The following is a 21,960-nucleotide window of genomic DNA, read 5'->3' as shown; positions in this document are numbered from 1 at the left end:
TTTCCGACCCGCATCTCAAGATCGAACTGGGAAGAAACATCATGTCTGCCAAGGAAATCAGATTCTCCACCGACGCGCGCGACCGCCTGCTGCGCGGCGTCGAATTGCTTAACAACGCCGTCAAGGTGACGCTTGGCCCGAAGGGTCGCAACGTCGTCATTGACAAGGCCTATGGCGCACCGCGCATTACCAAGGACGGCGTTAGCGTCGCCAAGGAGATCGAGCTCGAAGACAAGTTCGAGAACATGGGCGCGCAAATGGTGCGCGAGGTGGCTTCGAAGACCAATGATCTTGCCGGCGACGGCACGACGACGGCGACGGTGCTTGCCGCCTCCATCTTCCGCGAAGGCGCAAAGCTCGTCGCTGCCGGCATGAACCCCATGGATCTCAGGCGCGGCATCGATCTCGGCGTTACCGCCGTCGTCAAGGAAATCCAGGCGAGGGCGATGAAGGTCAAATCGTCAGCCGAGATCGCACAGGTCGGCACCATTGCCGCCAATGGCGACGCCACCATCGGCGAGATGATCGCCAAGGCGATGGACAAGGTCGGCAATGAGGGCGTCATAACAGTCGAAGAGGCGCGAACCGCCGAGACCGAACTCGATGTCGTTGAAGGCATGCAGTTCGATCGTGGGTATCTCTCGCCCTATTTCGTCACCAATGCCGAGAAGATGCGCGTGGAACTGGAGGAGCCCTATATCCTCGTTCACGAGAAGAAACTCGGCAGCCTGCAGGCGATGCTGCCGATCCTGGAAGCCGTCGTACAGACCGGTAAACCGCTGCTCCTCATCTCGGAGGACGTCGAAGGCGAGGCGCTGGCGACGCTTGTCGTCAACAAGCTGCGCGGCGGCCTGAAGGTCGCGGCCGTCAAGGCGCCGGGCTTCGGGGATCGCCGCAAGGCCATGCTGGAAGACATTGCCGTGCTGACCGCCGGCCAGATGATTTCCGAGGATCTCGGCATCAAGCTCGAGAACGTCACGCTCGATATGCTCGGCCACGCCAAGCGTGTGCTGATCGACAAGGAGACCACCACGATCATCGACGGCTCCGGCGAGAAAGCGGCCATCCAGGCGCGCATCCAGCAGCTCAAGGCGCAGATCGAAGACACCACCTCAGACTACGACAAGGAAAAGCTGCAGGAACGCTTGGCGAAACTCGCCGGCGGCGTCGCGGTCATCCGCGTCGGCGGCGCGACCGAGACGGAGGTCAAGGAAAAGAAAGACCGCATCGACGATGCGCTGAACGCCACCCGTGCGGCGGTCGAAGAGGGCATCGTGCCCGGCGGCGGCGTGGCACTGTTGCGCGCGAAGTCGGCGCTGACGGGACTGACCGGGGAGAACGCCGACGTGACGGCGGGCATCTCGATCGTGCTCAGGGCGCTCGAAGCCCCGATCCGGCAGATCGTCGACAATGCCGGGTTCGAGGGCTCGATCGTCGTCGGAAAACTCGCCGGCAGCAATGATCACAATCAGGGCTTCGACGCACAGACGGAGACCTATGTCGATATGATCGAGGCCGGCATCGTCGATCCTGCCAAGGTCGTGCGCACCGCTCTGCAGGACGCCGGTTCGATCGCGGCGCTGCTGATCACCGCCGAGGTGATGATCGCCGACATTCCCGCAAGAGACACTGCGTCTGCTGCCGGAAATGGCGGCATGGGCGCTATGGGATACTGAGGCCAGCCTGAACCGTTCCGGCGTCGCCGGATGGCACAATCCGAACAACAGACAAGGAGAATTCCAATGTCCGTGCAGAGCAGCAGCAAGACATCGATTACCCAGCGTTTCGAAAGTTATCAGCCATCCAAGACGCTTCTCGCCTGGGCCTGCGTCGTCACGGCGATCGCCACGATGATCATCGGATTCAGCTGGGGAGGTTGGGTAACAGGCGGCACATCAAGCAAAGCGGCAGCCGCCGCCGGCGACATCGCACGCGGAGAGCTGGCGTCCGCCATTTGCGTCGAGCGGTTCAATGCGGCGCCGGATGCAAGCGCTAAACTGATCGAGTTCAAGGCGATTACCGAAGGCTACAAGCAGCGTCAGTTTGTCGAGGCCGGCGGCTGGGCGACCATGCCTGGGCAAACCTCACCCGACAGCCGAAGTGTTCAAGCCTGCGCCACCGCGCTTGCCGTCTGACACCATTTTCCAGAGCGCTCCGATATGGTGCGGAGCGCTGCCACTGTCAAAGCAGGAAATGACCCATGATCCGTTTCGTGAAAAAGACCGACCCGCAGCCAGCGGCAGAAGACGCGGGCGACAACCGCTTCCAGAAAATCCGCGAGGCAGCTGCCGACGAGCATAAGAAAGCCGCCAACGACAGCACGCGTCGCCGCGCGCCCCAGGCAACGGAAGATGACGATCAGCTTATCTGAGAGGGGGTATGAAGGCGTTCTTGGACAGATCTCCAGCGCAGCCGTGTAAAGCCGGCATACGGTGCCATCTGAGGAGAGGATCCTAGCTGTAATCCAGCCAGATCCCGCCAGCATCGGCGGACCGCACGCAGTTTTCCACCCAGCGCACCCCTTCCAGTCCGGCATCGACATCGGGAAAGACGAGGTCTTCGATCCCCGCAGGGGCAAGGCCTCGCACATTGTTGATGGCAAAGCCGAAGCGGCGATAGAGGTTCGCCCAGGCTTCGAAGAGACCTTCCGGGTGACCGCCGCCGATCCGGTCGTCGATCCTGGCCTCGGGGTAGAGATAGTCCATGCCGCGCTCGAGGATGCGGGCCGGTTCGCCCTGGATCTCGTAGGAGAGCTGGTTCGGCCGCTCGTCCCACCATTCGATGCTGGCCTTCGAGCCAACGATGCGGATCTTCTGGCCATGCATGGAGCCGGCATTGACGGCGCTCGACCAGATGGTGGCGATCGCGCCATTATCATATTCCATCAGGGTCACCGCATTGTCTTCGAGCGGCGCGCGGCTTTTGACGAAGCTCTGGCGGGTGCAGAGCAGCCGCCTGATCTTCAGGTGCGGCAAGATGACCTTGGCGATATAAAGCGGGTGGGTCCCCACATCGCCGAGGACATAGCTGGGGCCTGCGAATTTCGGATCGACGCGCCAGCGTGTCGCGGGGTTCTGCTCCTCCACCGCAGCGCTATGGAAACCATGGGCAAATTGCAGGTTGACGATGCGGATCTCGCCGAGATCACCATTCCTGACCATGGCACGCGCCTGTTCGATCATTTGGTGGCCGGCATAGCCATAAGTCACGCCGACGATACGGCCGCGCGCCTGGGACAGCGTCTTCAACTCCTCAGCCTCCGTGGTCGTGAAGCAGAGCGGCTTTTCGCAGATCACATGCAGATCATGTTCGAGTGCTGCCTTGCAGATCGCAAAATGGGTGTTGTTGGGTGTTGCGATCGACACGGCCTCGATGCCGTCGGCCCGCCCGGCCTCAGTCGCAAACATCGTCGCATAGTCCCGGTAGCTCCTGGCTTCGTCGAGCTCCAGATCGAGGCCGAAGGCGCGGCCGCGTTCGGGATCGATATCGAAGGCACCCGCAGCAAGGGCAAAGACGTCGTCGCGATGCGCTGCCGAGCGATGAATATAGCCGATCTGGCTGCCTCTGCCGCCGCCGACCATGCCCCAGCGGATCGGCTTTCTCCTGTCATTCGTCATCATCTTTTCCTTAAAACCCGACCGACCTGAGGTAATCGCGGCTTTGCTTCACATCTTCGAGGCTGCCGGCGACATTCCTCGGATCGCGCTCCTGCTCGACGGTGATGAAGCCGTGATAACCGATCTCCTCGAGCGTCCGTCTGACGGCGGGATAATCGATGACGCCGCGGCCGATCGGGCACATCACGCCCTGTCCGCAGGCCTGGAAGAAGCGGATCTTCTCGCCAAGCACACGGTCGAATACCGTCTGGTCGATGTCCTTGAAGTGGACGTAGTCGAGCCTGTCGGCATAGCGGCGAAGCATCTCCACGGGATCCATGCCGGCATAATAGCTATGGCCGGTGTCGAGGCAGAAGCCGGCGACCTCCTGCGGAATGTCGGCGGCCACCCGCTCGATCTCATCAGCAAATTCGATATAGCCACCCGCATGCGGGTGGATGACGGCGCGCACGCCGTATTTGCGCCGAGCGAGTTCGGCAATCGCCGTGATATTGGCGATCATCCCGGCCCAAGCCTTGTCGTCGAGACGCGGCGCACGATCGGAATGGCCGGCGGCATAGTCCCGTTCGTCGTGCCCCCAGTCCATGACCGTGAGATAGGGGGTCCTGAACCGCTGGCCTGCCATCTGTTCCGGCTGCGGCAGCCTGGTGATGACGGCGCAGATTTCGTCCGTCTGTCGCAACAATGCCTCCCGATTTTGAGAAGAGACGAGATCGTCGAAGATCGTGCCGGCGACGATGAAGAGATTGCGCTCGGAGAGCGCCTTGGCGACGAGCGCATCATCGAGCGGCACGTAACCATAAGGCCCGAGTTCGAGGCCGCCATAGCCGGCCGCTGCCGCCTCGTCGAAGACGCGTTCCCAGGCGGGAAGGTTTGGATGGTTGACGTCGTCCACGCCCCAGCAGCAGGGGGCGGTCGTAATCGTGATGGTCACGGTTTTATTCCTGATAATGGGGTGCCGGGGCGGATGCTGACGATCAGCCAAGTTTCCCGGGCCAGTATTTGTCGACATATTTCTGGATTTCAGAGCGCATGAAGCGGCCGGAATCGTCGGCGCGCTCCTCCCAGCCGAAGACGCAGGCGGTGATGATGCCGTCGAACCCGACCGCGGCGAGCGAGGAGAAGAAGACATCCCAATTGATCTCGCCCTGGTACATATCCATGTGCTGATGGATGGTGACCTTGGCGCCCGGCGGATTGATGATGTAGCGCAGCCCTGACGACGCCTTGTGGTTATAGGTATCGGCCACATGCACATGGGCAATCAGCGGGCCGGCATCGCGGATCATCCGCGCCATGTCGTCGCCGAAATAGAAGGTGTGCGGCGCGCAATAGAGGAATTTGACGTTCTTCGAGCCGATGGTCTTCAGCATGTCGATCGCCGGATGCAGCGTCTCGCACCAGTCTTCCGGATGCGGTTCCATGTTGAGCGTGACGCCCTCGCGCTCGAACACCGGAACGAGCTCTTCTATCGAGCGCCACCAGGCAGCCTCGCTGTGTTCGTGGGTATGCATGCCGCCGCAGCAGCTGGCGCGGTGGCTGCGATCCGGCGACGGCCCGCGGCCAAATTCCGAGTTCATCGTATCGCAGCCCATTTCGGCGGCGATCGTGATCGCTTCCTTCCAGTAGCGCACTGCCGCTTGCCGCTCGTCCTCATGCGGGCTCGCCCAGCGGTACATCGGCAGGATCGAGGCGAGCTGGACGCCGTGATCCTTCAGGGCCGCCTTGAATTCCGCAATGCGTTCCTTGTGCGCCCGCGGGCGCACCCACCAGGGCAGAAAGTCGTCACGCGGTGAAAGCTCGATATGCTCGTAGCCGAGCTCTGCCGCCTTGCGGCAGAGGTCGCGCAGGTTGAGGTGACGGTGCATATGCGGGTCGAGTGCGATCTTCATCTGGTTCCTCCGTCATCCCCCGGCCGCATCGGGCCGGCGGATGATCCTTGATCTCGTTTGTTTCGGACGTCCGGTGCTCCTCCCGGATTGCCAGCACGATACTGCCGCGGCGCCCCCATGCTCCAATGCTTCCTTGATCAAATTTGATCATTGACCGCGCAGCAGCCCGGTGCTCTGCTGTGTCAGCTTTGGGAGTGAGTGAGCTTGATGAAGGTGACTTTGAAGGATGTCGCGAGGCAGGCCGGCGTTGGCACCGCGACCGTGGAGCGCGTCCTCAACGGCCGCGGCGGCGTGCGGCCTGAAACGGTGGAGAAGGTGTTCCTGGCGGCAAGACGGCTTGAATACCGGCTGAGCCTGCCGGTCGCCCATCGCGGCCTGATCCGGATAGAGGTGATCCTCGTTCGTCCGGAGACCAGCTTCTATTCGCGTTTGAACCGGGCGTTCGAGCGCATCGCCGCCTCGCTCGACGACAGCATTGTCGTTCACCGCACCTTCGTCCGCGAGAACGAGCCGGCGCAATTCGCTCGCTATATCGCCAACCCGACGGCACGCCGGTCGGCGCTGATCGTGGTTGCGCCCGACCATGCCGATGTCGTCACCAGCGTGCGCAAGGCGGCCGGTCTCGGCATTCCCGTCGTCCAGATCATGACCCGTCCTGCCCCGGAACTGCCCTATGTCGGCATCGACAACTACGCTGCCGGACGCACCGCGGCTCACTACATGTCGGGCATGCTGGCGCAGCGCCCCGGTTCGTTCGTCGCTCTCTGCCACAGCGGCGCCTATGAGAACCATAAGGAGCGGATCCGCGGCTTCTCCAGCTATCTCGCCGACAAGGCTTCGAATGAGGGTTCAAACGAGCATCGTTTCATCGAGGTCATGTTCGACCTTGATGATGAGCACAATGCCATCGAGCTGCTGCAAGCGGCCCTCCGGCGCGAACCCGGCATCATCGGCGTCTATAGTGCAGGCGGCGACAACAAGGGCGTTGCCAGGGTGCTCGAGGCAAACAAGGCTAGGCGGCCGTTCTGGGTCGGCCACGAATTGACGGGAGAGACGCAGGACTATCTCAGCCGTGGCATCATGTCGATCGTGCTCGACCAGGCGCCGGAGGTGCAGGCGAGGCGATCGATAGACCTGGCCCTGAACAGGCTGGGTCTCATCGAGGTGGAGGTCAGCGCCGAGCCGGTGCGCTTCCTGACGATCACATCTGAAAATCTTTGAGGCGGGATAAGGATGCCGGACAATCCGCTCGAATGAGCGCCAGCGGCTTTCACGACGTTGGCGCGACCTTACTGCAGCTGCGGTTTCTTAAGAAAGCTGTTGCGGTCGGCGGATTTGATGCGCAGCCAGGCTTCCCGGCCGTTCCTGAGGATCCGCATGGGGATTTCGGCGCCGGCCGGGCCGCTGCTCCAGAGCTTGCGGTAGAAATCGGCCAGGCCATCGACCTCTTCGTCGCGGATCTCCGAAATGATATCGCCCTGACGCAGGCCCGCCTGGGCGGCCGGTCCGCCTTCGGCCACGCTCATGACCACCACGCCGCCATTGCTCTCGGCGGAGAAGGCGCCGAGCCAGGGCCGCGGCGGCTTGTTGACCTGGCCGCGGTTCAAGAGATCGTCGAGGATCGGTGGCAAAAGGTCGATCGGCACGACCATGTTGATATCGGCGACCTCGTCGCCATCGCTCATCTGCAGGCGAAGCGAACCGATGCCGAGAAGCTTGCCGTCCGAACCGATCAGTGCTGCACCGCCCCATGAGGGATGGGCTGGTGCCGTGAAAATCGCCTCGTCGAGCAGATATTCCCAATAGCCGGCGAATTCCTGCCGGGCGACGATATTTGCCTGGACGAATTCTCCGATGCCATCGGCCAGCACGACGGGATCGCCGGCCTTGGCCGTCGCCGCGTCGCCGAGATCCACCGCAGGCGCATTCAGGGGTCCAAGCGCCTGCACCAGGCCGAAGCCGCTTTCCTGATCATAGGCAAGTGCATGGGCGGGAACCACGCGCCCCTCATGGGTCGTCAGCCAGACCTCTTCGGCCTCGGTGATGAGATAACCGATGGTTAGCACCAGCCCGTTGTCGCGAATGACCACGCCGCTGCCCTCCCGGACAGTGCCCAGCGTCTCCGCCGTGAATGCATCTTCCGGAATGGAGGAACGGACGGCCACGACTGACCGCAAAATCGGATCGATATTCATGCTTTCATCCCGATGGGCACCGGCGCGAAAGGCCGAAATCCGGCGCATTCTTCCTTGATAGGTAAGAGAATGGACGGCGGGTGCAAGACCGTATCGGACGGAATTTCGGCAGGCCAACGCGCGACCTCCCTCCGATGCCTGCACCAATCAAGGTTTCACTGAGGGCCGAGACTATCTCGCATGGCACCGGCGGGCGGCTGAGCGCGACCATATTGCCGCGGCGAGCATCCCATCACTCTCTTGAAAGCGGTGCTGAATGCGCTTTCGGATTCATAACCGAGCGACAGGGCGACACCGGCAATTGCTTCGGCCGAGTTTGTCAATCGGTCACCTGCGAGAAGCATGCGCCAGCGCGTCAGATAATCCATCGGCGCAAGTCCGACCATTTCCTTGAAGTGGAGAGCAAAACTGGACCGGGACATCGAGGCCCGTTCAGCCAGCGACTGCAAGGTCCACCTGCGGGCTGGATCGGCATGCAGGGCACCGATAGCCGCGCCGATCCGCCGGTCGGTAAGCGCGAAAAGCCAGCCGACGCCGCGCGCATTCGGCGATGCGACATGGAGGCGCAACACCTGCATGAGCATGACATGAGCAAAATGCTCCGCCATCAGAAAGCCACCCGGCTGCTGGTCGCGCAATTCGCGCGTCATCCGATCGAGGCACCAACGCAGCACGGCGGCGTGATCGGAATCCCTCTTCACATGGACGATCGGCGGCAGGATTCCGAGAAGGATGTCCGAATTTCCTCCCGAAAAGGAAAAACGGCTGCCGATCAGGAAGAAATCGCCGCCGCCGTTGCAAGTCGCAATGCCGTCGCGGGCGATCGAATAGATCGCATCGGACGGGATCGCTTCGAGAGCCGGATCGCTGGCGAGACGAAAAGCTCGGCGGCTCGTCAGCAGAAAGCAGTCACTTTCCTCCAGGCGGACAGCTTCGGGGACGCCATCGACGCTCAGCCAGCACGCGCCTGAAATCACCGCGTTGAACTTGATGCCATCAGGGGGCGGAAAATCGATCGCCCAGGCGCCGCCAGCGTCAAGCCCCGCGGAAACATAGCTGCGCGGTTTGAGCAATGCGAGAACATCGGATAACGGGTCCATGTAAAAATCCGGACGATGGCGAAGATATGTTGGACTTTAGCGCATGGATCGTCTGGAGGCCACGCCTTATTCTCGCGACCGTCGCCCCGAGCGACGGTAACGTCGCAGAACAAAGGTATTATCATGCGTGACAAACAAGTCCCCATCGGCTCCGGATTTGGAGCCCACACGACTGCCGACGAGGTTCTGGCCGGTCTCGATCTTTCCGGCAAGCGCGTCATCGTTACCGGCGGCCATTCCGGCCTCGGGCTCGAAACCACACGCGCTCTGGCGGGCGCTGGCGCTCAGGTGACCATCGGCGCAAGGAGCATCGAGGCGGCGCGTAGCGCGGTCGCCGGTATCGATGGCGTAGAGATTGATCGGCTCGACCTTTCCGACCTCGAAAGCGTTCGCGTCTTTGCCGAGCGGTTTGTCGCGTCTGGCCGCAGCATCGACATTCTGATCAACAGCGCCGGCATCATGGCCTGCCCGGAAACGCGTGTCGGCGACGGATGGGAGGCACAATTCGCAACCAATCATCTCGGCCATTTCGCCTTGGTCAACCGCCTTTGGCCGGCGATCTCGCGCGGCGCTCGCATCGTTTCGGTTTCCTCCGGTGGCCATCACAACTCGGCCATACGATGGGAGGATGTGCAATTCGAGACCGGTTACGACAAATGGCAGGCCTATGGCCAGTCGAAGACCGCCAACGCACTTTTCGCCGTGCATCTGGACAGGCTCGGGCGCGACACCAGCATCCGCGCCTTCTCGCTGCACCCGGGCAAGATCTTTACCCCCTTGCAGCGTTATCTCGCAAAGGAGGAAATGGTCGGTGCCGGCTGGATCGATGCGGACGGCAATCCGATTGACCCGACATTCAAGACGCCATCCCAGGGGGCCGCCACCCAGGTTTGGGCGGCGACCTCACCGCAACTCGACGGTATCGGAGGCCTCTATTGCGAGGACTGCGATGTCGCCATCCGCGCAACCGATGGAGAACCCGGCGGCGTCAGCGACCATGCAGTCGATCCCGAGGAGGCGGCACGCCTGTGGATCTTGTCGGCAAGGCTGACCGGCATTGACGCTTTCGCGGCGCACGCCTGAAGCCATAGCGCGCGGCAAACCCTCGTCAATGCGCGCTGAAGACGCGGCCGATTGTCTTGCCGTCCTCGCGCCTCACCCGGGCCCTCTCGGGTGAAAGCGTCATTGGCGCGCACGCTGCCGAAATCGGCCTGCGACAGCGCGGTCGCCATGCCAGATTGTATTTGCGCAAATAGTAGTCAAATCCGGCGACAATCCGTCATTAAACGTATCAAGGCGTGCGAAAAAGCTGTGGCATTCCGTCCTGCGTCGCTCTCCGGACTCGGAGGCGCGACATTTTTCGTGACAGCGACCCTGTGCAACAATATACGGTCAATCTCATCAGGAATCAGACTGACACGGATCACGACATGAAAGACTGGCATCCCGATCTCAGCCGCAGCAGCAGCCCCCGTTATATGGCGATCGCGGATGTGATTGAAATGGATCTGCGCAGCGGGCATCTGGTGGTTGGGGATCGGCTGCCGCCGCAACGCGAACTCGCCAAGCGGCTGAATGTCGATTTCACGACGGTGGCCAGAGGGTATGTCGAGGCGCAGAAGCGCGGGCTTGTGGATTCGCATGTCGGCCGAGGCACCTTCGTCACCGGTGGCGCGGACAAGGAGCGCCAGGGATTCGCGCCCGACGCTGCGCCCGATCCCCGCCGCGCCTCCATCGTCGATTTCTCGATGAACATGCCCCCGGAACCGGACGACCCCGAGTTGATCGCCCGCATGCGCGAGGGCATGTCGGCGGTGGCGGCGAGCCTCATTCCGCTTTTGCGCTACCAGGGTTTCGGCGGCTCCAGCATGGACAAGGAGGCAGCTGCCTCCTGGCTCAGCCGTCGCGGGCTGGTGCCCTCGCAGGAGCGCATCTTCGTCACACCCGGCGCCCATCCGGCCCTGCTGGCGATCTTTGGCCTGCTGGCAAAACCGGGCGAGACCGTGCTTTCGGAAATCATCACCTATCCCGGCATGCGTTCGATCGCCGCCCAGCTGCGGCTCAATCTGGCCGGCTTGCCGATGGACGAGGACGGTATCCTGCCGGATGCCTTTGCAGACGCCTGTGAGAGATTGAAACCGAAGGCGCTCTATCTCAATCCGACGCTGCAGAACCCGACGACGCTGACCATCCCGGCCAGGCGCCGTGAGGAGATCTGCGCGGTCGCCCGCAAATATCATGTGCCGATCGTCGAAGACGATGCCTACGGCTTCATTCCGCAGCAAGGCCCGGCGCCGCTCGCCGCCATGGCGCCCGATCTGACCTGGCATATCGGCGGGCTGGCGAAATGCATCGGCGCGGGCCTGCGCCTTGCCTATGTCGTGGCGCCTGACAGTAAGGCAGTGTGGCCCTTCGTCAGCGCCATGCGCGCCAACAATGTCATGGCCTCGCCGTTGACCGTGGCGCTCGCCACCCGCTGGATCGAGGACGGCACCGCCGATACGATCCTGCGTTTCATCCGCGCCGAGGCCGCCGCCCGCCAGCAAATGGTCGCCGCCATCCTGCCGGCCGGCAGCTACCGCGCCGATCCGATCAGCTTCAACATCTGGCTGCCGCTCTCCAACGGCTGGACCCGCTCTACCTTCGGCAGCCATACCCGTTCTTCCGGCATCGGCGTCGTCGCAAGCGACGCCTTCACGGTCGAGGGCACGGCACCCGAGGCCGTGCGCGTCTGCCTTGGCGGACCGATTACCCGGGAGAAATTGCAGGGCGCACTGGAATTCATGGCCCACGCGCTGGAAGGTCCGCCTGAGATGGCGGCGTCGTTCTTCTGACGCAGAACCCCGCCTCGGGCTGATCAGGCCCTGGCGAAAGCCGGAAGCGGTCGGGATCAGATCGGCCGCACTCTAAGCTGTCCGGGCATGGCGAAACATATCCGTCACGTTCACGTTTAATCTGCCCAGGCTGCCAAGCCTGGCTGCGGCCCCAAATGCTGCTTCGGAGATCTGCAATCAGCTTGCTGCCGGCCTGCGCTGGGAGCTCTGCGGCATTCTGACGAATTGACTGGTAATTTCCTTCCAATGTAATTATATTGAATGCATTCATTGTGGGCATTGATAGCATCAATGCCCGCGGCACAGGAAAGCGAGATCGTCATGGATACGGAATATCCCCCACTTCCTCCGATACAGACCGGTATCAGGGGGCGCTGCCCGCGCTGCGGCCAAGGTCATATGTTCAAGGGCTTCCTGACGCTGCAGCCGGAATGCGAGGTCTGCGGCCTCGATTATTCCTTCGCCGATCCGGCCGACGGCCCGGCCTTCTTCGTCATCTGTTTCGCCTGCATCCCGAGCGTGCTGCTCGGCGTCTGGCTGGAGGTGGCCTTTTCGGCGCCGATCTGGGTGCAGCTTCTGGTCACCGGTCCCTTCATGCTCGCCACCTGCATTCCGCCGCTGCGGCCGCTGAAGGGCTGGCTGGTGGCCAGCCAGTATTTCTACAAGGCGGAAGAGGGCAAGCTCGCCTAAGCATGTCGCGCAAAACTGTGCAGCGGTTTTGCGATAACGACATGCGTAAAAACAAAGACCTAAAGCGCGAGGGGCGAATCTGAAAGATCGCGACGCGCTTTAGGGCCTGTTCAGCGTCGCGCGCAGGCGCGGCGTCGCGAAATCGAGCAGCGCCCGCAGCTTCAGCGGCACCAGTCCCTGCGCGGGATAGACGAGATGCACCGGCGCCGGCGGCGGTTCGAAATCTTGGAGCAGCGGCACCAGCAGGCCGGCCATCTCGGCGCGTGCGGCCTGGTAGGAGAGCACGCGGGTGATGCCGAGGCCGGCGACAGCCGCATCGACCGCGGCCTCGGCAGTGTTGACGGCCAGCCGCGAGCGGATCGGCACTGCGAGATCATGTTTCCCCTCGGTGAATGTCCAGCTTAGCATCGAGGCCATACCCTCGAAGGTGACGCAGTCATGCCCAGCGAGATCGCCTGGATGCCGGGGCAGGGCGTGCCGCGTCAGATAATCCGGACTGGCATAGACCGTACGGCGGATCGCGCCGAGCCTTGTGGCGATCAGGTTGCTGTCCGGCAGGTTGCCGATCCTGAGCGCTACGTCGATATGATCCTCGACGAGGTTCGATAACCGGTCGCCAAGCATCAGCCTCAGATTGATATCGGGATAGGCTTTCAGGAAATCCACGACGACGGGTAGGACATGCAGCCGCCCGAAGACGATCGGTGCGGTCATCGTCAGCTCGCCCTTCGGGGTGCTGTATTCACCGGCTGCCGTCCGTTCCGCCTCTTCCACCCGATCGAGAATCTCCCGCGCCGCCTCGACATAGGAGCGGCCGGCTTCAGTCAGCGTGATCTTCCGGTTGCTCCGCTGCAGCAGCTGGGCGTTGAGATGTGCTTCCAGTTCTGAAACCTTGCGGCTGACGGTTGCGAGCGGGGATCGCAGATGCCGTGAGGCGGCCGACAGGCTGCCCTGTTCGACGACGGCAAGGAGCACGGTCATGGCGTCGAGGCGATCCATTCTATCCTTCCATAAATTGGTAACATGCCTTCCAGATTAGCATTCTACTGCAGTCAGATGGAAGGCAGTAAATTATGTAGCAGATGGTTCGAAGCGGCCATCGCCAACCGCGTCCCGTCGATTAGAAGACCAAAGGAACCATCATGAAACTCTATCATCACCCGCTTTCCGGCCATTCGCACCGGGCTCACCTGTTCCTGTCGCTGCTTGGCGTGCCCTATGAACTGGTCGAGGTCGACATGGCGGCAGGCGCCCACAAGGCTCCGGACTTTCTGAAGCTCAATCCCTTTGGCCAAGTGCCGGTGCTTGACGACAATGGCACGGTCATTGCCGATTCCTCTGCCATCCTCGTCTATCTCGCGCGCAAATACGGCCGCACCGACTGGCTGCCGGAAGAGGCGGTGGCCGCGGCGCGGATACAGAAATGGCTCTCGGTTGCATCAGGCGAGATCGCCTACGGACCATGTGCTGCGCGCCTGGTCACCGTATTCGGCGCCGATTTCCGCACCGACGAGGTGATCGGCCGGGCGCACCGCATTCTCGCGCTGATCGAGGCGGAGCTCCACGGCCGCAGCTTCCTGCTCGGCGACAATCCTGTGATCGCCGACGTGGCGCTCTACAGCTACATCGCCAATGCGCCGGAGGGTAATGTCGATATCTCGGCCTATCCAGGCGTTCGTGCCTGGCTTGCGCGCATTGAGGCGCTGCCGGGTTTCGTCGGTTTTCGCAAGACCAAGATCGGCCTTGCCGCGTGACAAGCCGCCGGGGCAGGTCGCTGTCCCGGTTCCCCAAATGGTGCTCAAAAGGAGGCCGTGATGCTCGAGCAGACAAGACAGGACGCCACATCGCCCTGGCATGTGGGTGAACTCGCCATGCAGCGCAGTGTCGGTGTCGCTGAACGCATGGATGGGCCGGGAAGAAAATTCGTCCGCAAGGCCATGCCGGAGCAGCACCGCGCCTTCTTTCCGATGCTGCCTTTCGTCGTGCTCGGCGCCGTCGATGCCAAGGGCGATGTCTGGGCAACGGTGCGGGCTGAGCGCCCGGGTTTCATGGCTTCGCCGGAGCCGGAGATTCTCGAGGTCCGCCTGCCGCGCGACGCAGCCGATCCTGCCGACGCCGGCATGGAGGACGGCGATGCGATCGCGATGCTCGGCATCCAGCTCGAGACCCGGCGGCGCAACCGGCTGAACGGCGTGATCCGCAGGACGGATGCTGGAGCTTTCCAAGTGCGCGTCGGCCAGAGCTTTGGCAATTGTCCGCAATATATCCAGCTTCGCTCTTCCGCCTTCGTCCGCGATCCCGATATGCCCACGACGATGCCACCCATTCATTCCGGCCAACTCGACGATCGGGCGCGACAGATGGTGGAGGGCGCCGATACGTTTTTCGTCGCCTCCTATGTCGACCGCGACAATGGCGAGCGGCAGGTGGACGTGTCCCATCGCGGCGGCAATGCCGGCTTCGTCCATATCGGCGCCGACGGCGTGCTGACCATTCCCGACTTTCCCGGCAATCGGTTCTTCAACACGCTCGGTAATTTCCTCGTCAACCCGAAGGCGGGGCTGGTGTTCATCGATTTCGAAAGCGGCGACATGCTGCAGATGACGGGAAAGGTCGAGGTGCTGCTGGATTCGCCTGAGATCGCCACCTTTCAACGGGCGGAACGGCTGTGGCGCTTCACGCCCGAAGCGATCGTGCTTCGCCCGGACGCCCTGCCGCTGCGATGGAGCCAGCATCGCGACCTCTGAGGCGAAACGTCGCTTCGAGCCAGCTTGCCAACGAGTGTACCGATAGGTACAACAATAACCAATCAGTACAGGAGAGTTCATGTCCAGCCTCGTCCCGCCTTTCACCCTTGAGACCGCCACCCAGAAAGTCCGTCTTGCCGAGGATGGCTGGAACAGCCGTGATCCCGAGCGCGTCTCGCTCGTCTATACGCCGGACAGCCGCTGGCGGAATCGTGCCGAATTCATCACCGGCCGCGCCGAGATCGTCGCCTTCCTCACCCGCAAATGGGCAAAGGAGCTGGATTACCGGCTGATCAAGGAGATCTGGGCCTTCACCGATCATCGCATCGCCGTGCGCTTCGCCTATGAATGGCACGATGACAGCGGCAACTGGTTCCGCTCTTATGGCAACGAGAACTGGGAGTTCGACGCGGCCGGCTTGATGCAGCGCCGCTTCGCCTGCATCAACGACCTGCCGATCCGGGAATCGGAGCGCAAGTACCACTGGCCGCTCGGCCGGCGGCCGGACGACCATCCCGGTCTGACCGAACTCGGCCTCTAAACAAGCCAAGGAAGCCGCGGGTGAAGACCGTCTACGAACGCGCCGACATCGTACTGCTGCTGGCGGAAATCTTCCGCGAGCTCGGCTATGAGGGCACGTCGCTCAGCCGCATCACCGAACGCACCGGCATCGGCAAGGGCAGCCTCTACCACTTCTTTCCCGGCGGCAAGGAGGAGATGGCGGGCGCCGTGCTCGCCGATGTCGATGCCTGGTTCGAACATGCGATCTATCAGCCGCTAAGAAAGGACGACGCCGATCAGGCGATCGCCGCGATGTGGACGAATGTGAGCGATTATTTCCGCTCCGGTCGTCGCATCTGCCTCGTCGGCGCCTTTGCGCTTGACGAGACCCGCGAGCGGTTTTCAGCAGCGATCGGCGATTATTTCATCCGCTGGATCGACGCCTTGCGTTCGGCGCTGATGCGGGCAGGCTGCCCCGAGGGGGAGGCGCAAACGCTCGCCGAAGAGGGCGTCGCGGGCATTCAAGGCGCGCTGGTGCTGTCGCGCGCGCTGGACGACAGGATGGTTTTTACCCGATCATTGGACACGCTGGCGAAACGGTTTGATTCTGTGATGCGATGAGGGGCGGTAATGTGATGAGGGGGCAAACCGCTGGGACGTTGATTGCAACTGTGAAAAATTCACCCGGCCACATCGACTGGCCGGGGCATTGATCGAGCGCAGCGCGGCGCTCGAGCTTACATTGGTAACGTTTTGCGTGTATTTCAGCGTTGTTGTTGAGGCTGCTGGGCCGGGCGCGTATTTTCCCGTTCAGGGCGAACCTGGCGCCATTCGTTTTCCATCTGATCGACGACATGCTGGGGAATGGTGGTTTGGCTATTGGCGGGCGTCTGCATCGGAAGTCTCCTCTGTTCGTGGTAAGGCTTCGGGGCAAGAAGATGCATTGCATAAGACAAAAGGCGTGTAAATCAGTGGTTTAAACACTTTAAACGATTAAATGGAATTTAATCGATTAAGACGGTTTTAACCATGATATTTCGAGGGAAGCGCGGAATGGTTGTCCACATGGACCGGGCATTCTTTTTCGATACGGTACGGCACCTACTCTTCAAAGGAAACCTGACTCAGCCTCAGGTAGTGGGCATCACGGCGATTCTCGACGCTTGGGAAGAACGGTTTGCCGATGCCGACCGGCGGTGGCTCGCCTATATCCTCGCAACCGCTTATCACGAGACTGCCTATACGATGCAGCCGGTGCGTGAGACGCTGGCGGAAAGCGATGCGCGCGCGGTCGAGATCCTGGAGACGGCCTTTGCCGCAGGCCGGCTCTCCTGGGTGAAGACGCCCTACTGGCGGCCGGACGAGGATGGCTGCAGCTGGCTCGGCCGCGGCCTGGTGCAGCTCACCCATAAGCGGAACTATGAGGCGATGAGTGCGCTGACGGGGATCGACCTCGTTGCCGAACCCGACCGGGCGATGGAGATGGATGCGGCGGTGACGATCCTGATCGAGGGCATGCTGCAGGGCAGCTTTACCGGCCACAAGCTCGCCGATCATCTGAATGCAACGACCGCCGACTGGGTGAATGCGCGCCGCATCGTCAATGGCACCGACCGGGCGGAAAAACTCGCAGCTTACGCCATGGATTTCGATGCGGCGATGCTGCGCATGGCATGCTCGCGCGGTTGAAGGCCTGGGGCTCGCATGTTATCGCCCGGCTGACGCCTGGAGCGCCACGCATCCGATAGGATGCGCCAAGGTCGCTCCATCATTTTGATAAATCTGACAGGAGCTTCCGCGTGATCCGTCATATCGTCTTCTTCACTGTGCAGGAGGAACATCTGCAGGAGGTGAGGGCCGGGCTTTCGATTCTGACCGGCATTCCGCATGCGCGGCTGCTGGAAATCGGCACCAACGTGAAGACCGATCAGCTGGGCACCGAGATCGATCTTGTGGTCTATGGCGAATTCGACGATGAGGCGGCCCTTGCCGCCTACAAGGCGCATCCCGATTACCAGCTCTCGATCGAGCGCGTGCGGCCACTCCGGGAAAAGCGCATCGCCGCCGATTACGACAGCCGCACGGCGGTGACGCGGCCGCTCTGAATTGCCAAAGCATTTAACTGCCAAGCTACATTCAATTGAAATTTCAAATGGATGACTGACTGTCCGGATTCGGATCGTTGCGAAGCTGACTCAGCTTCTGAGCCACCGAACTCAACTTTCGAAAAAGCGGCGGCAAGCGATTCAAAAGATTCATCAAAAGGGGCTGTTGGTTCATGGTCTGGTTGCCGCAGCGGTTGCGGCGCGCGGGCGAAAAGCCGCTCTCGTCCATGCGTGGGTGATAATCAGGAGACATTAAGAATGGCTGACTCGGATGCGCGGGCGCCGCGCACCAGCGCCATCAGCATCAGCACGAAGGTGAGCGACAATGCCGCGAGAACGGCGCAGGCGGCGAGCGCCGGGCCGGTGCCGGCGCGGTCGAGGATGGCGGTGAAGATGACCGGGGCGATGGCGTTGGCGAGATTTTGCGGCAGCGACAGCCTGGCCGATTGCAGTCCGAATTCGCGCGGTGAAAACAGCGCCAGCGGCAGTAGCGCGCGGGCGACGGTCATGACGCCGGCACCGAAGCCGTAGAGCAGGATGAAGGTGACGAGCAGCGGTGTCGACGGGCTGGCGACCAGCATTGTCAGGAAACTGAACATCATCAGACTGATACCCATGGCCGCGCTGAGCATGGGGTTGCCGCGCCGGCCGAGAAGCATGTCGAGGAAACGCGCCGAGATGCCGAGGACGCCCCGCGCCGAGCCGAGCTGCAGCGCAAAGGCCGGCGAGGCGCCGGATTGGCGGAAGATCTCGAGCAGCGATGGGGAGATGCCGAAGGTGATGAAGGTCGAGATCGTCGTCGCCGCGGCAATCAGCAAGAAGGCCTTGCGCTGCGCCGCTTTCGATAGCGGCACCGGGGCGATTTCAGCCGCCCCGCCTTCGACATGCGTTGCGATCGGTTTCGGCAGGGCGAAAAGATGCAGCGGCAAGCAGACGAAGAATTGCAGCGCCGCGCAGACGAGAAAGGTGAGGCGCCAGCCGACCGTCTCGTTGAGCAGGCTGAGGATCGGCCAGAAGATGGCGCTCGACAGCCCGGTGAACAGCATCAGGATGGCAATGACGCGTTTGCCGTTCGCCCCCTCGCGCTCGACGACGGCGGTATAGGCTGGTGCCGAGAGGCCAAATGCGCCACCGATGCCGATGATGACCCAGGCGTTCGCATAGAGCACGATGCCGTTTGCGGCGGCAAGCAGAAGCAGGCCAAGCGCAAAGGTCAGCGAGGCGGCCGAAAGCACCCGGGCAGCACCATAGCGGCCGAGCCATCGGCCGGTCGCGGGACCGACAATGGCGCTGACCACCATCATGATCGTCAGGCCGGCAAATACCACCTCGTTCGCCAGGCCGAGATCCGGCGCTACGATGCGGCCCATGACCCCGAGCATGTCGAAAGTCGTGCCCCAGCCGATCAGCTGGGTAACGGCAAGGACGGTGACCGTCTGCGCCGAGCGGAAGCGGGAGGATTTTGGCATTGGTGCTGAAACGGTCTGAACTGCGGGGGCAGCAAGGACATAACAGTTTCAACCGGCCGGTGAAAGCTGCGGTCGGCAGGAATGAGAAGAGCGCGGACGATTCGCAGACAAAGACTATGGTGTCGGTCCCGCCGGCTCCCCACCTGTGCGGGAGGTGATAAAGAACGCGTGGATTCCAAGGCTGGAGGGCATCGTTTTGGGGCGCAACGGCGGCAGTTTCCAGGCGCTGAAACAGGCCGCCCCGAACAGTCGAGAACAGTTCTAAACACCCTGCATTACGGGGCATTCATTTGCCATTCAGGTCGCGTGAGTACATATTCGGGGCAAGTTGGCATTACCTTGAAAGCATAACACATGGCCTTTCCTCTGAGCGTCGCAGCATTGGCCGCCGGACTGGTGGTATCGGCGCCCTCACCGGACGCCACGAGCACTTTTGTCGTGCGTGTCGGAGGCGATTGCAGCGCCGCCGCAGCCCAGGTCGTCGAGCAGACCGGCGGCCAGCTGCTGTCCGTGCAACCGGTGGGCGATACCTGCATCATCACCGTTCTTGTGCAGGCCAACGGCCAGCGACCACGCAAAGTCACGGTAAAGGTTCCGATGTAGGCGGAATCGGCTTATTCAGGACATTGATCGATTTGAAGCGGACGAAGGCGGACCGATGCGCATCCTGGTAGTCGAAGACGACGTTAATCTGAACCGGCAGCTGGCCGACACGCTGAAGGAGGCGGGCTATGTCGTCGACCAGGCGTTCGACGGCGAGGAAGGCCATTTCCTCGGCGACACCGAACCCTATGACGCCATCATCCTCGATATCGGCCTGCCGGAGATGGACGGGGTCACCGTTCTTGAGAAATGGCGCGGCGCCGGCCGCGGCGTGCCGGTGCTGATCCTGACGGCGCGCGACCGCTGGAGCGACAAGGTCGCCGGCATCGATGCCGGTGCCGACGATTACGTCACCAAGCCCTTCCATGTCGAGGAAGTGCTGGCCCGCATTCGGGCACTGATCCGGCGTGCGGCCGGGCATTCCTCATCTGAGATCATCTGCGGGCCGGTACGCCTTGATACCAAATCCTCGAAGGCGACGGTCAACGGTACGACGCTGAAGTTGACCTCGCACGAATATCGGCTGCTTTCCTATCTCATGCATCACATGGGCGAGGTCGTCTCGCGCACGGAACTGGTCGAGCATATGTACGACCAGGATTTCGACCGTGATTCCAACACGATCGAAGTCTTCGTCGGCCGCCTGCGCAAGAAAATGGGCGTCGACCTGATCGAAACGGTGCGCGGTCTCGGTTACCGCATCCAAGCGCCGAAACATGCGAATTAAGTCGCTCACCGCACGTGTGTTGTTGCTGACCACGGTCTGGTCGACGGTGGCGCTGGTGGTGATCGGCCTCTTGATCTCCACCCTCTACCGCAAGAGCGCCGAACGCGGTTTCCAGGATCTGCTGAGGGCGCAGCTCTACAATGTCATCAATTCGGTGACGATCGGCGATCAGGGCGCACTCAGCGGCAGCCCGCAGCTCGGCGACCTGCGCTTTGCCCAGCCGAAGACCGGCTGGTACTGGGTGGTGGAGCCTCTCGGCACCTATACGACAGCTCCGCTGGTCTCGCCTTCGCTCGGCTCGGCGCTCATCCCGGTTCCCTCCGTCGTCGAGGCGCCTTTCGACAAGAATTACGAGCGGTACTATCAGGTGACGGATGCCTCTGGGAACCGTGTGCAGGTGGCCGAGACCGAAGTGGTGCTTGATACAGACGGGCGCGCGGCACGCGTCCGCGTCACCGGCAATGTCGATGTCGTCGAGGACGACGTGCGCACCTTTTCCCACAGCCTCTATCTCGCGCTTGCCGGTTTCGGCGTCGGCAGCCTGATCGTCAACGCACTGGCGATTCTCTATGGCCTGAAGCCGCTCGACAAGGCGCGTGCCGCACTGGAGCGCATCCGCGCCGGCGAGAGCGAGCAGCTGAAAGGCGACTTCCCGCGCGAAATCCTGCCGCTTGCCAACGAGGTGAACGCGCTGATCGACAGCAACCGCCGCATCGTCGAGCGGGCCCGCATGCAGGTCGGCAATCTCGCGCATTCGCTGAAAACGCCGATCGCCGTGCTGCTCAACGAGGCGCGCGTCCTGGAGAAATCCCATGGCGAGCTGGTCCGCAGCCAGGCGGAATCGATGCAGGGGCAAGTGCAGTCCTATCTCAATCGGGCGCGCATCGCCGCGCAGCGCGAATCCGTGCTCGCCCGCACCGATGCCGAGCCGGCGCTCGAGCGGCTGGTGCGCGTCATGCGCCGGCTGAACGTCGATACCGAATTCGATCTCGTCGTCTCGCCGCCGCATCTGGCCGTTGCCATGGAGCAGCAGGATCTCGAGGAGACCGTCGGCAATCTCCTGGAAAATGCGGCGCGTTTTGCCAAGAGCAGGGTGCGGCTCTCGGCCGTCGAGGCCGGCGAGGATGTGAAGGGGGTTGAGGCGAGCGCGCGCCGCCACTGGGTGGAGCTCGCCGTCGAGGATGACGGGCCGGGCCTGGAGCCGGATCAGATCCGCGAGGCGCTGAAACGTGGCCGCCGGCTCGACGAAAGCAAGCCGGGAACCGGGCTCGGCCTTTCGATCGTCACCGAGATTTCCAATGAGTACCAGGGACGGCTCGAGCTTTCCCGCGGTGAATGGGGCGGGCTGAAGGCGAAGCTTATCCTGCCTGGCGTCACAAAGGATGTTGCATGAGCAACTGCTTGATGTCACAAAGATACTGGCAAATGCATAGCATGCTTTGCCTTAATGCTGACACGGGGACGCTGCACTTCGATCGGC

The 21,960-nt window shown here is 62.2% G+C and carries 23 protein-coding genes and 1 pseudogene; 16 read left to right on the top strand and 8 right to left on the bottom strand.

Translation table 11 applies throughout. From position 1 onward, the window contains the following. The first annotated feature begins 41 nt into the window (after nt 1–41). The 3 genes from groL (at nt 42) to C3Y91_RS06580 (ending at nt 2,371) form a co-directional block, all read left to right on the top strand. Nucleotides 42–1,676 (top strand): chaperonin GroEL, encoded by a 1,635-nt coding sequence (gene groL, locus C3Y91_RS06590; RefSeq protein WP_130699884.1) that lies wholly within the window; start codon nt 42–44, stop codon nt 1,674–1,676. A gap of 66 nt (nt 1,677–1,742) precedes the next feature. Next, nucleotides 1,743–2,135, top strand: a complete 393-nt coding sequence (locus C3Y91_RS06585; RefSeq protein ID WP_168575163.1) for a hypothetical protein — start codon at nt 1,743–1,745, stop codon at nt 2,133–2,135. 65 nt (nt 2,136–2,200) lie between these two features. Then, nucleotides 2,201–2,371, top strand: a complete 171-nt coding sequence (locus tag C3Y91_RS06580; RefSeq protein ID WP_018070950.1) for a hypothetical protein — start codon at nt 2,201–2,203, stop codon at nt 2,369–2,371. Between the two features lie 82 nt (nt 2,372–2,453). Here the strand turns inward: C3Y91_RS06580 and C3Y91_RS06575 are convergent, their stop codons facing one another. Genes C3Y91_RS06575 through C3Y91_RS06565 form a run of 3 tightly spaced genes read right to left on the bottom strand, consistent with a single transcriptional unit; the run spans nt 2,454 to nt 5,509 of the window. Next, nucleotides 2,454–3,620, bottom strand: coding sequence for a Gfo/Idh/MocA family protein (locus C3Y91_RS06575; protein WP_168575162.1), 1,167 nt, complete (start codon nt 3,618–3,620; stop codon nt 2,454–2,456). 7 nt (nt 3,621–3,627) lie between these two features. After that, nucleotides 3,628–4,551 (bottom strand): TIM barrel protein, encoded by a 924-nt coding sequence (locus C3Y91_RS06570; RefSeq protein WP_130661262.1) that lies wholly within the window; start codon nt 4,549–4,551, stop codon nt 3,628–3,630. Nucleotides 4,552–4,594: 43 nt separating this feature from the next. Next, nucleotides 4,595–5,509 (bottom strand): sugar phosphate isomerase/epimerase family protein, encoded by a 915-nt coding sequence (locus C3Y91_RS06565; protein ID WP_018070953.1) that lies wholly within the window; start codon nt 5,507–5,509, stop codon nt 4,595–4,597. A gap of 207 nt (nt 5,510–5,716) precedes the next feature. On the opposite strand from C3Y91_RS06565, the gene C3Y91_RS06560 reads away from it, so the two are divergent. After that, a complete protein-coding gene (locus tag C3Y91_RS06560; protein ID WP_018070954.1) occupies nt 5,717–6,730 on the top strand; it encodes a LacI family DNA-binding transcriptional regulator in 1,014 nt (337 codons plus the stop codon). A gap of 68 nt (nt 6,731–6,798) precedes the next feature. On the opposite strand, the gene C3Y91_RS06555 is transcribed toward C3Y91_RS06560, so the two are convergent. After that, nucleotides 6,799–7,704 carry a S1C family serine protease gene (locus tag C3Y91_RS06555; protein WP_024322849.1) on the bottom strand — a complete coding sequence of 302 codons (906 nt, stop codon included), beginning with the start codon at nt 7,702–7,704 and terminating at the stop codon, nt 6,799–6,801. Between the two features lie 155 nt (nt 7,705–7,859). After that, a complete protein-coding gene (locus C3Y91_RS06550; RefSeq protein WP_168575161.1) occupies nt 7,860–8,804 on the bottom strand; it encodes an AraC family transcriptional regulator in 945 nt (314 codons plus the stop codon). Between the two features lie 123 nt (nt 8,805–8,927). Here C3Y91_RS06550 and C3Y91_RS06545 point away from each other — a divergent pair, with 123 nt between their 5' ends. From C3Y91_RS06545 to C3Y91_RS06535, 3 genes are all read left to right on the top strand, one after another. Continuing rightward, nucleotides 8,928–9,887 (top strand): SDR family NAD(P)-dependent oxidoreductase, encoded by a 960-nt coding sequence (locus tag C3Y91_RS06545; RefSeq protein WP_168575160.1) that lies wholly within the window; start codon nt 8,928–8,930, stop codon nt 9,885–9,887. A gap of 347 nt (nt 9,888–10,234) precedes the next feature. Next, entirely contained in the window at nt 10,235–11,638 is a 1,404-nt protein-coding gene (locus tag C3Y91_RS06540) for an aminotransferase-like domain-containing protein (protein WP_024322851.1), read from the top strand. Between the two features lie 321 nt (nt 11,639–11,959). Beyond that, on the top strand, nt 11,960–12,328 hold the full coding sequence (locus C3Y91_RS06535; protein ID WP_017990843.1) for a DUF983 domain-containing protein: 369 nt from the start codon (nt 11,960–11,962) through the stop codon (nt 12,326–12,328). A gap of 99 nt (nt 12,329–12,427) precedes the next feature. On the opposite strand, the gene C3Y91_RS06530 is transcribed toward C3Y91_RS06535, so the two are convergent. Further along, a complete protein-coding gene (locus C3Y91_RS06530) occupies nt 12,428–13,327 on the bottom strand; it encodes a LysR family transcriptional regulator (protein ID WP_018070960.1) in 900 nt (299 codons plus the stop codon). A 143-nt stretch (nt 13,328–13,470) separates the two neighbouring features. Between C3Y91_RS06530 and C3Y91_RS06525 the strand changes: the two genes are divergently transcribed. The 4 genes from C3Y91_RS06525 (at nt 13,471) to C3Y91_RS06510 (ending at nt 16,197) form a co-directional block, all read left to right on the top strand. Further along, nucleotides 13,471–14,082 carry a glutathione S-transferase family protein gene (locus C3Y91_RS06525; protein WP_018070961.1) on the top strand — a complete coding sequence of 204 codons (612 nt, stop codon included), beginning with the start codon at nt 13,471–13,473 and terminating at the stop codon, nt 14,080–14,082. 60 nt (nt 14,083–14,142) lie between these two features. Further along, nucleotides 14,143–15,075 carry a pyridoxamine 5'-phosphate oxidase family protein gene (locus C3Y91_RS06520; RefSeq protein ID WP_018070962.1) on the top strand — a complete coding sequence of 311 codons (933 nt, stop codon included), beginning with the start codon at nt 14,143–14,145 and terminating at the stop codon, nt 15,073–15,075. 79 nt (nt 15,076–15,154) lie between these two features. Continuing rightward, a complete protein-coding gene (locus C3Y91_RS06515) occupies nt 15,155–15,616 on the top strand; it encodes a nuclear transport factor 2 family protein (RefSeq protein ID WP_017963583.1) in 462 nt (153 codons plus the stop codon). Between the two features lie 20 nt (nt 15,617–15,636). Next, nucleotides 15,637–16,197, top strand: a complete 561-nt coding sequence (locus C3Y91_RS06510; RefSeq protein WP_024322855.1) for a TetR/AcrR family transcriptional regulator — start codon at nt 15,637–15,639, stop codon at nt 16,195–16,197. A 143-nt stretch (nt 16,198–16,340) separates the two neighbouring features. On the opposite strand, the gene C3Y91_RS38385 is transcribed toward C3Y91_RS06510, so the two are convergent. Then, nucleotides 16,341–16,472: a hypothetical protein gene (locus C3Y91_RS38385; RefSeq protein WP_003546730.1), complete on the bottom strand. Its 132-nt coding sequence runs from the start codon at nt 16,470–16,472 to the stop codon at nt 16,341–16,343. Nucleotides 16,473–16,629: 157 nt separating this feature from the next. Between C3Y91_RS38385 and C3Y91_RS06505 the strand changes: the two are divergent. Next, nucleotides 16,630–17,324: pseudogene (locus C3Y91_RS06505) on the top strand (hypothetical protein). 51 nt (nt 17,325–17,375) lie between these two features. Further along, complete coding sequence (locus tag C3Y91_RS06500; protein ID WP_007626707.1) at nt 17,376–17,681, top strand: Dabb family protein; 306 nt, start codon at nt 17,376–17,378, stop codon at nt 17,679–17,681. Between the two features lie 242 nt (nt 17,682–17,923). On the opposite strand, the gene C3Y91_RS06495 is transcribed toward C3Y91_RS06500, so the two are convergent. Beyond that, entirely contained in the window at nt 17,924–19,150 is a 1,227-nt protein-coding gene (locus C3Y91_RS06495; protein WP_168575158.1) for an MFS transporter, read from the bottom strand. A gap of 354 nt (nt 19,151–19,504) precedes the next feature. On the opposite strand from C3Y91_RS06495, the gene C3Y91_RS06490 reads away from it, so the two are divergent. The 3 genes from C3Y91_RS06490 to C3Y91_RS06480 are packed head-to-tail and all read left to right on the top strand — an operon-like array spanning nt 19,505 to nt 21,873. Further along, nucleotides 19,505–19,753, top strand: coding sequence for a hypothetical protein (locus C3Y91_RS06490; RefSeq protein ID WP_168575157.1), 249 nt, complete (start codon nt 19,505–19,507; stop codon nt 19,751–19,753). A 55-nt stretch (nt 19,754–19,808) separates the two neighbouring features. Next, a complete protein-coding gene (locus C3Y91_RS06485; RefSeq protein WP_003546765.1) occupies nt 19,809–20,480 on the top strand; it encodes a response regulator transcription factor in 672 nt (223 codons plus the stop codon). Then, complete coding sequence (locus C3Y91_RS06480) at nt 20,470–21,873, top strand: ATP-binding protein (protein ID WP_018070966.1); 1,404 nt, start codon at nt 20,470–20,472, stop codon at nt 21,871–21,873. Before C3Y91_RS06485 ends, C3Y91_RS06480 begins: the two co-directional genes overlap by 11 nt. Nucleotides 21,874–21,960 lie beyond the last annotated feature (87 nt).

This window comes from Rhizobium ruizarguesonis, assembly GCF_012349115.1.
GTDB classification, from domain to species: domain Bacteria; phylum Pseudomonadota; class Alphaproteobacteria; order Rhizobiales; family Rhizobiaceae; genus Rhizobium; species Rhizobium ruizarguesonis.
This window is presented reverse-complemented; position numbering and strand designations above follow the sequence as displayed.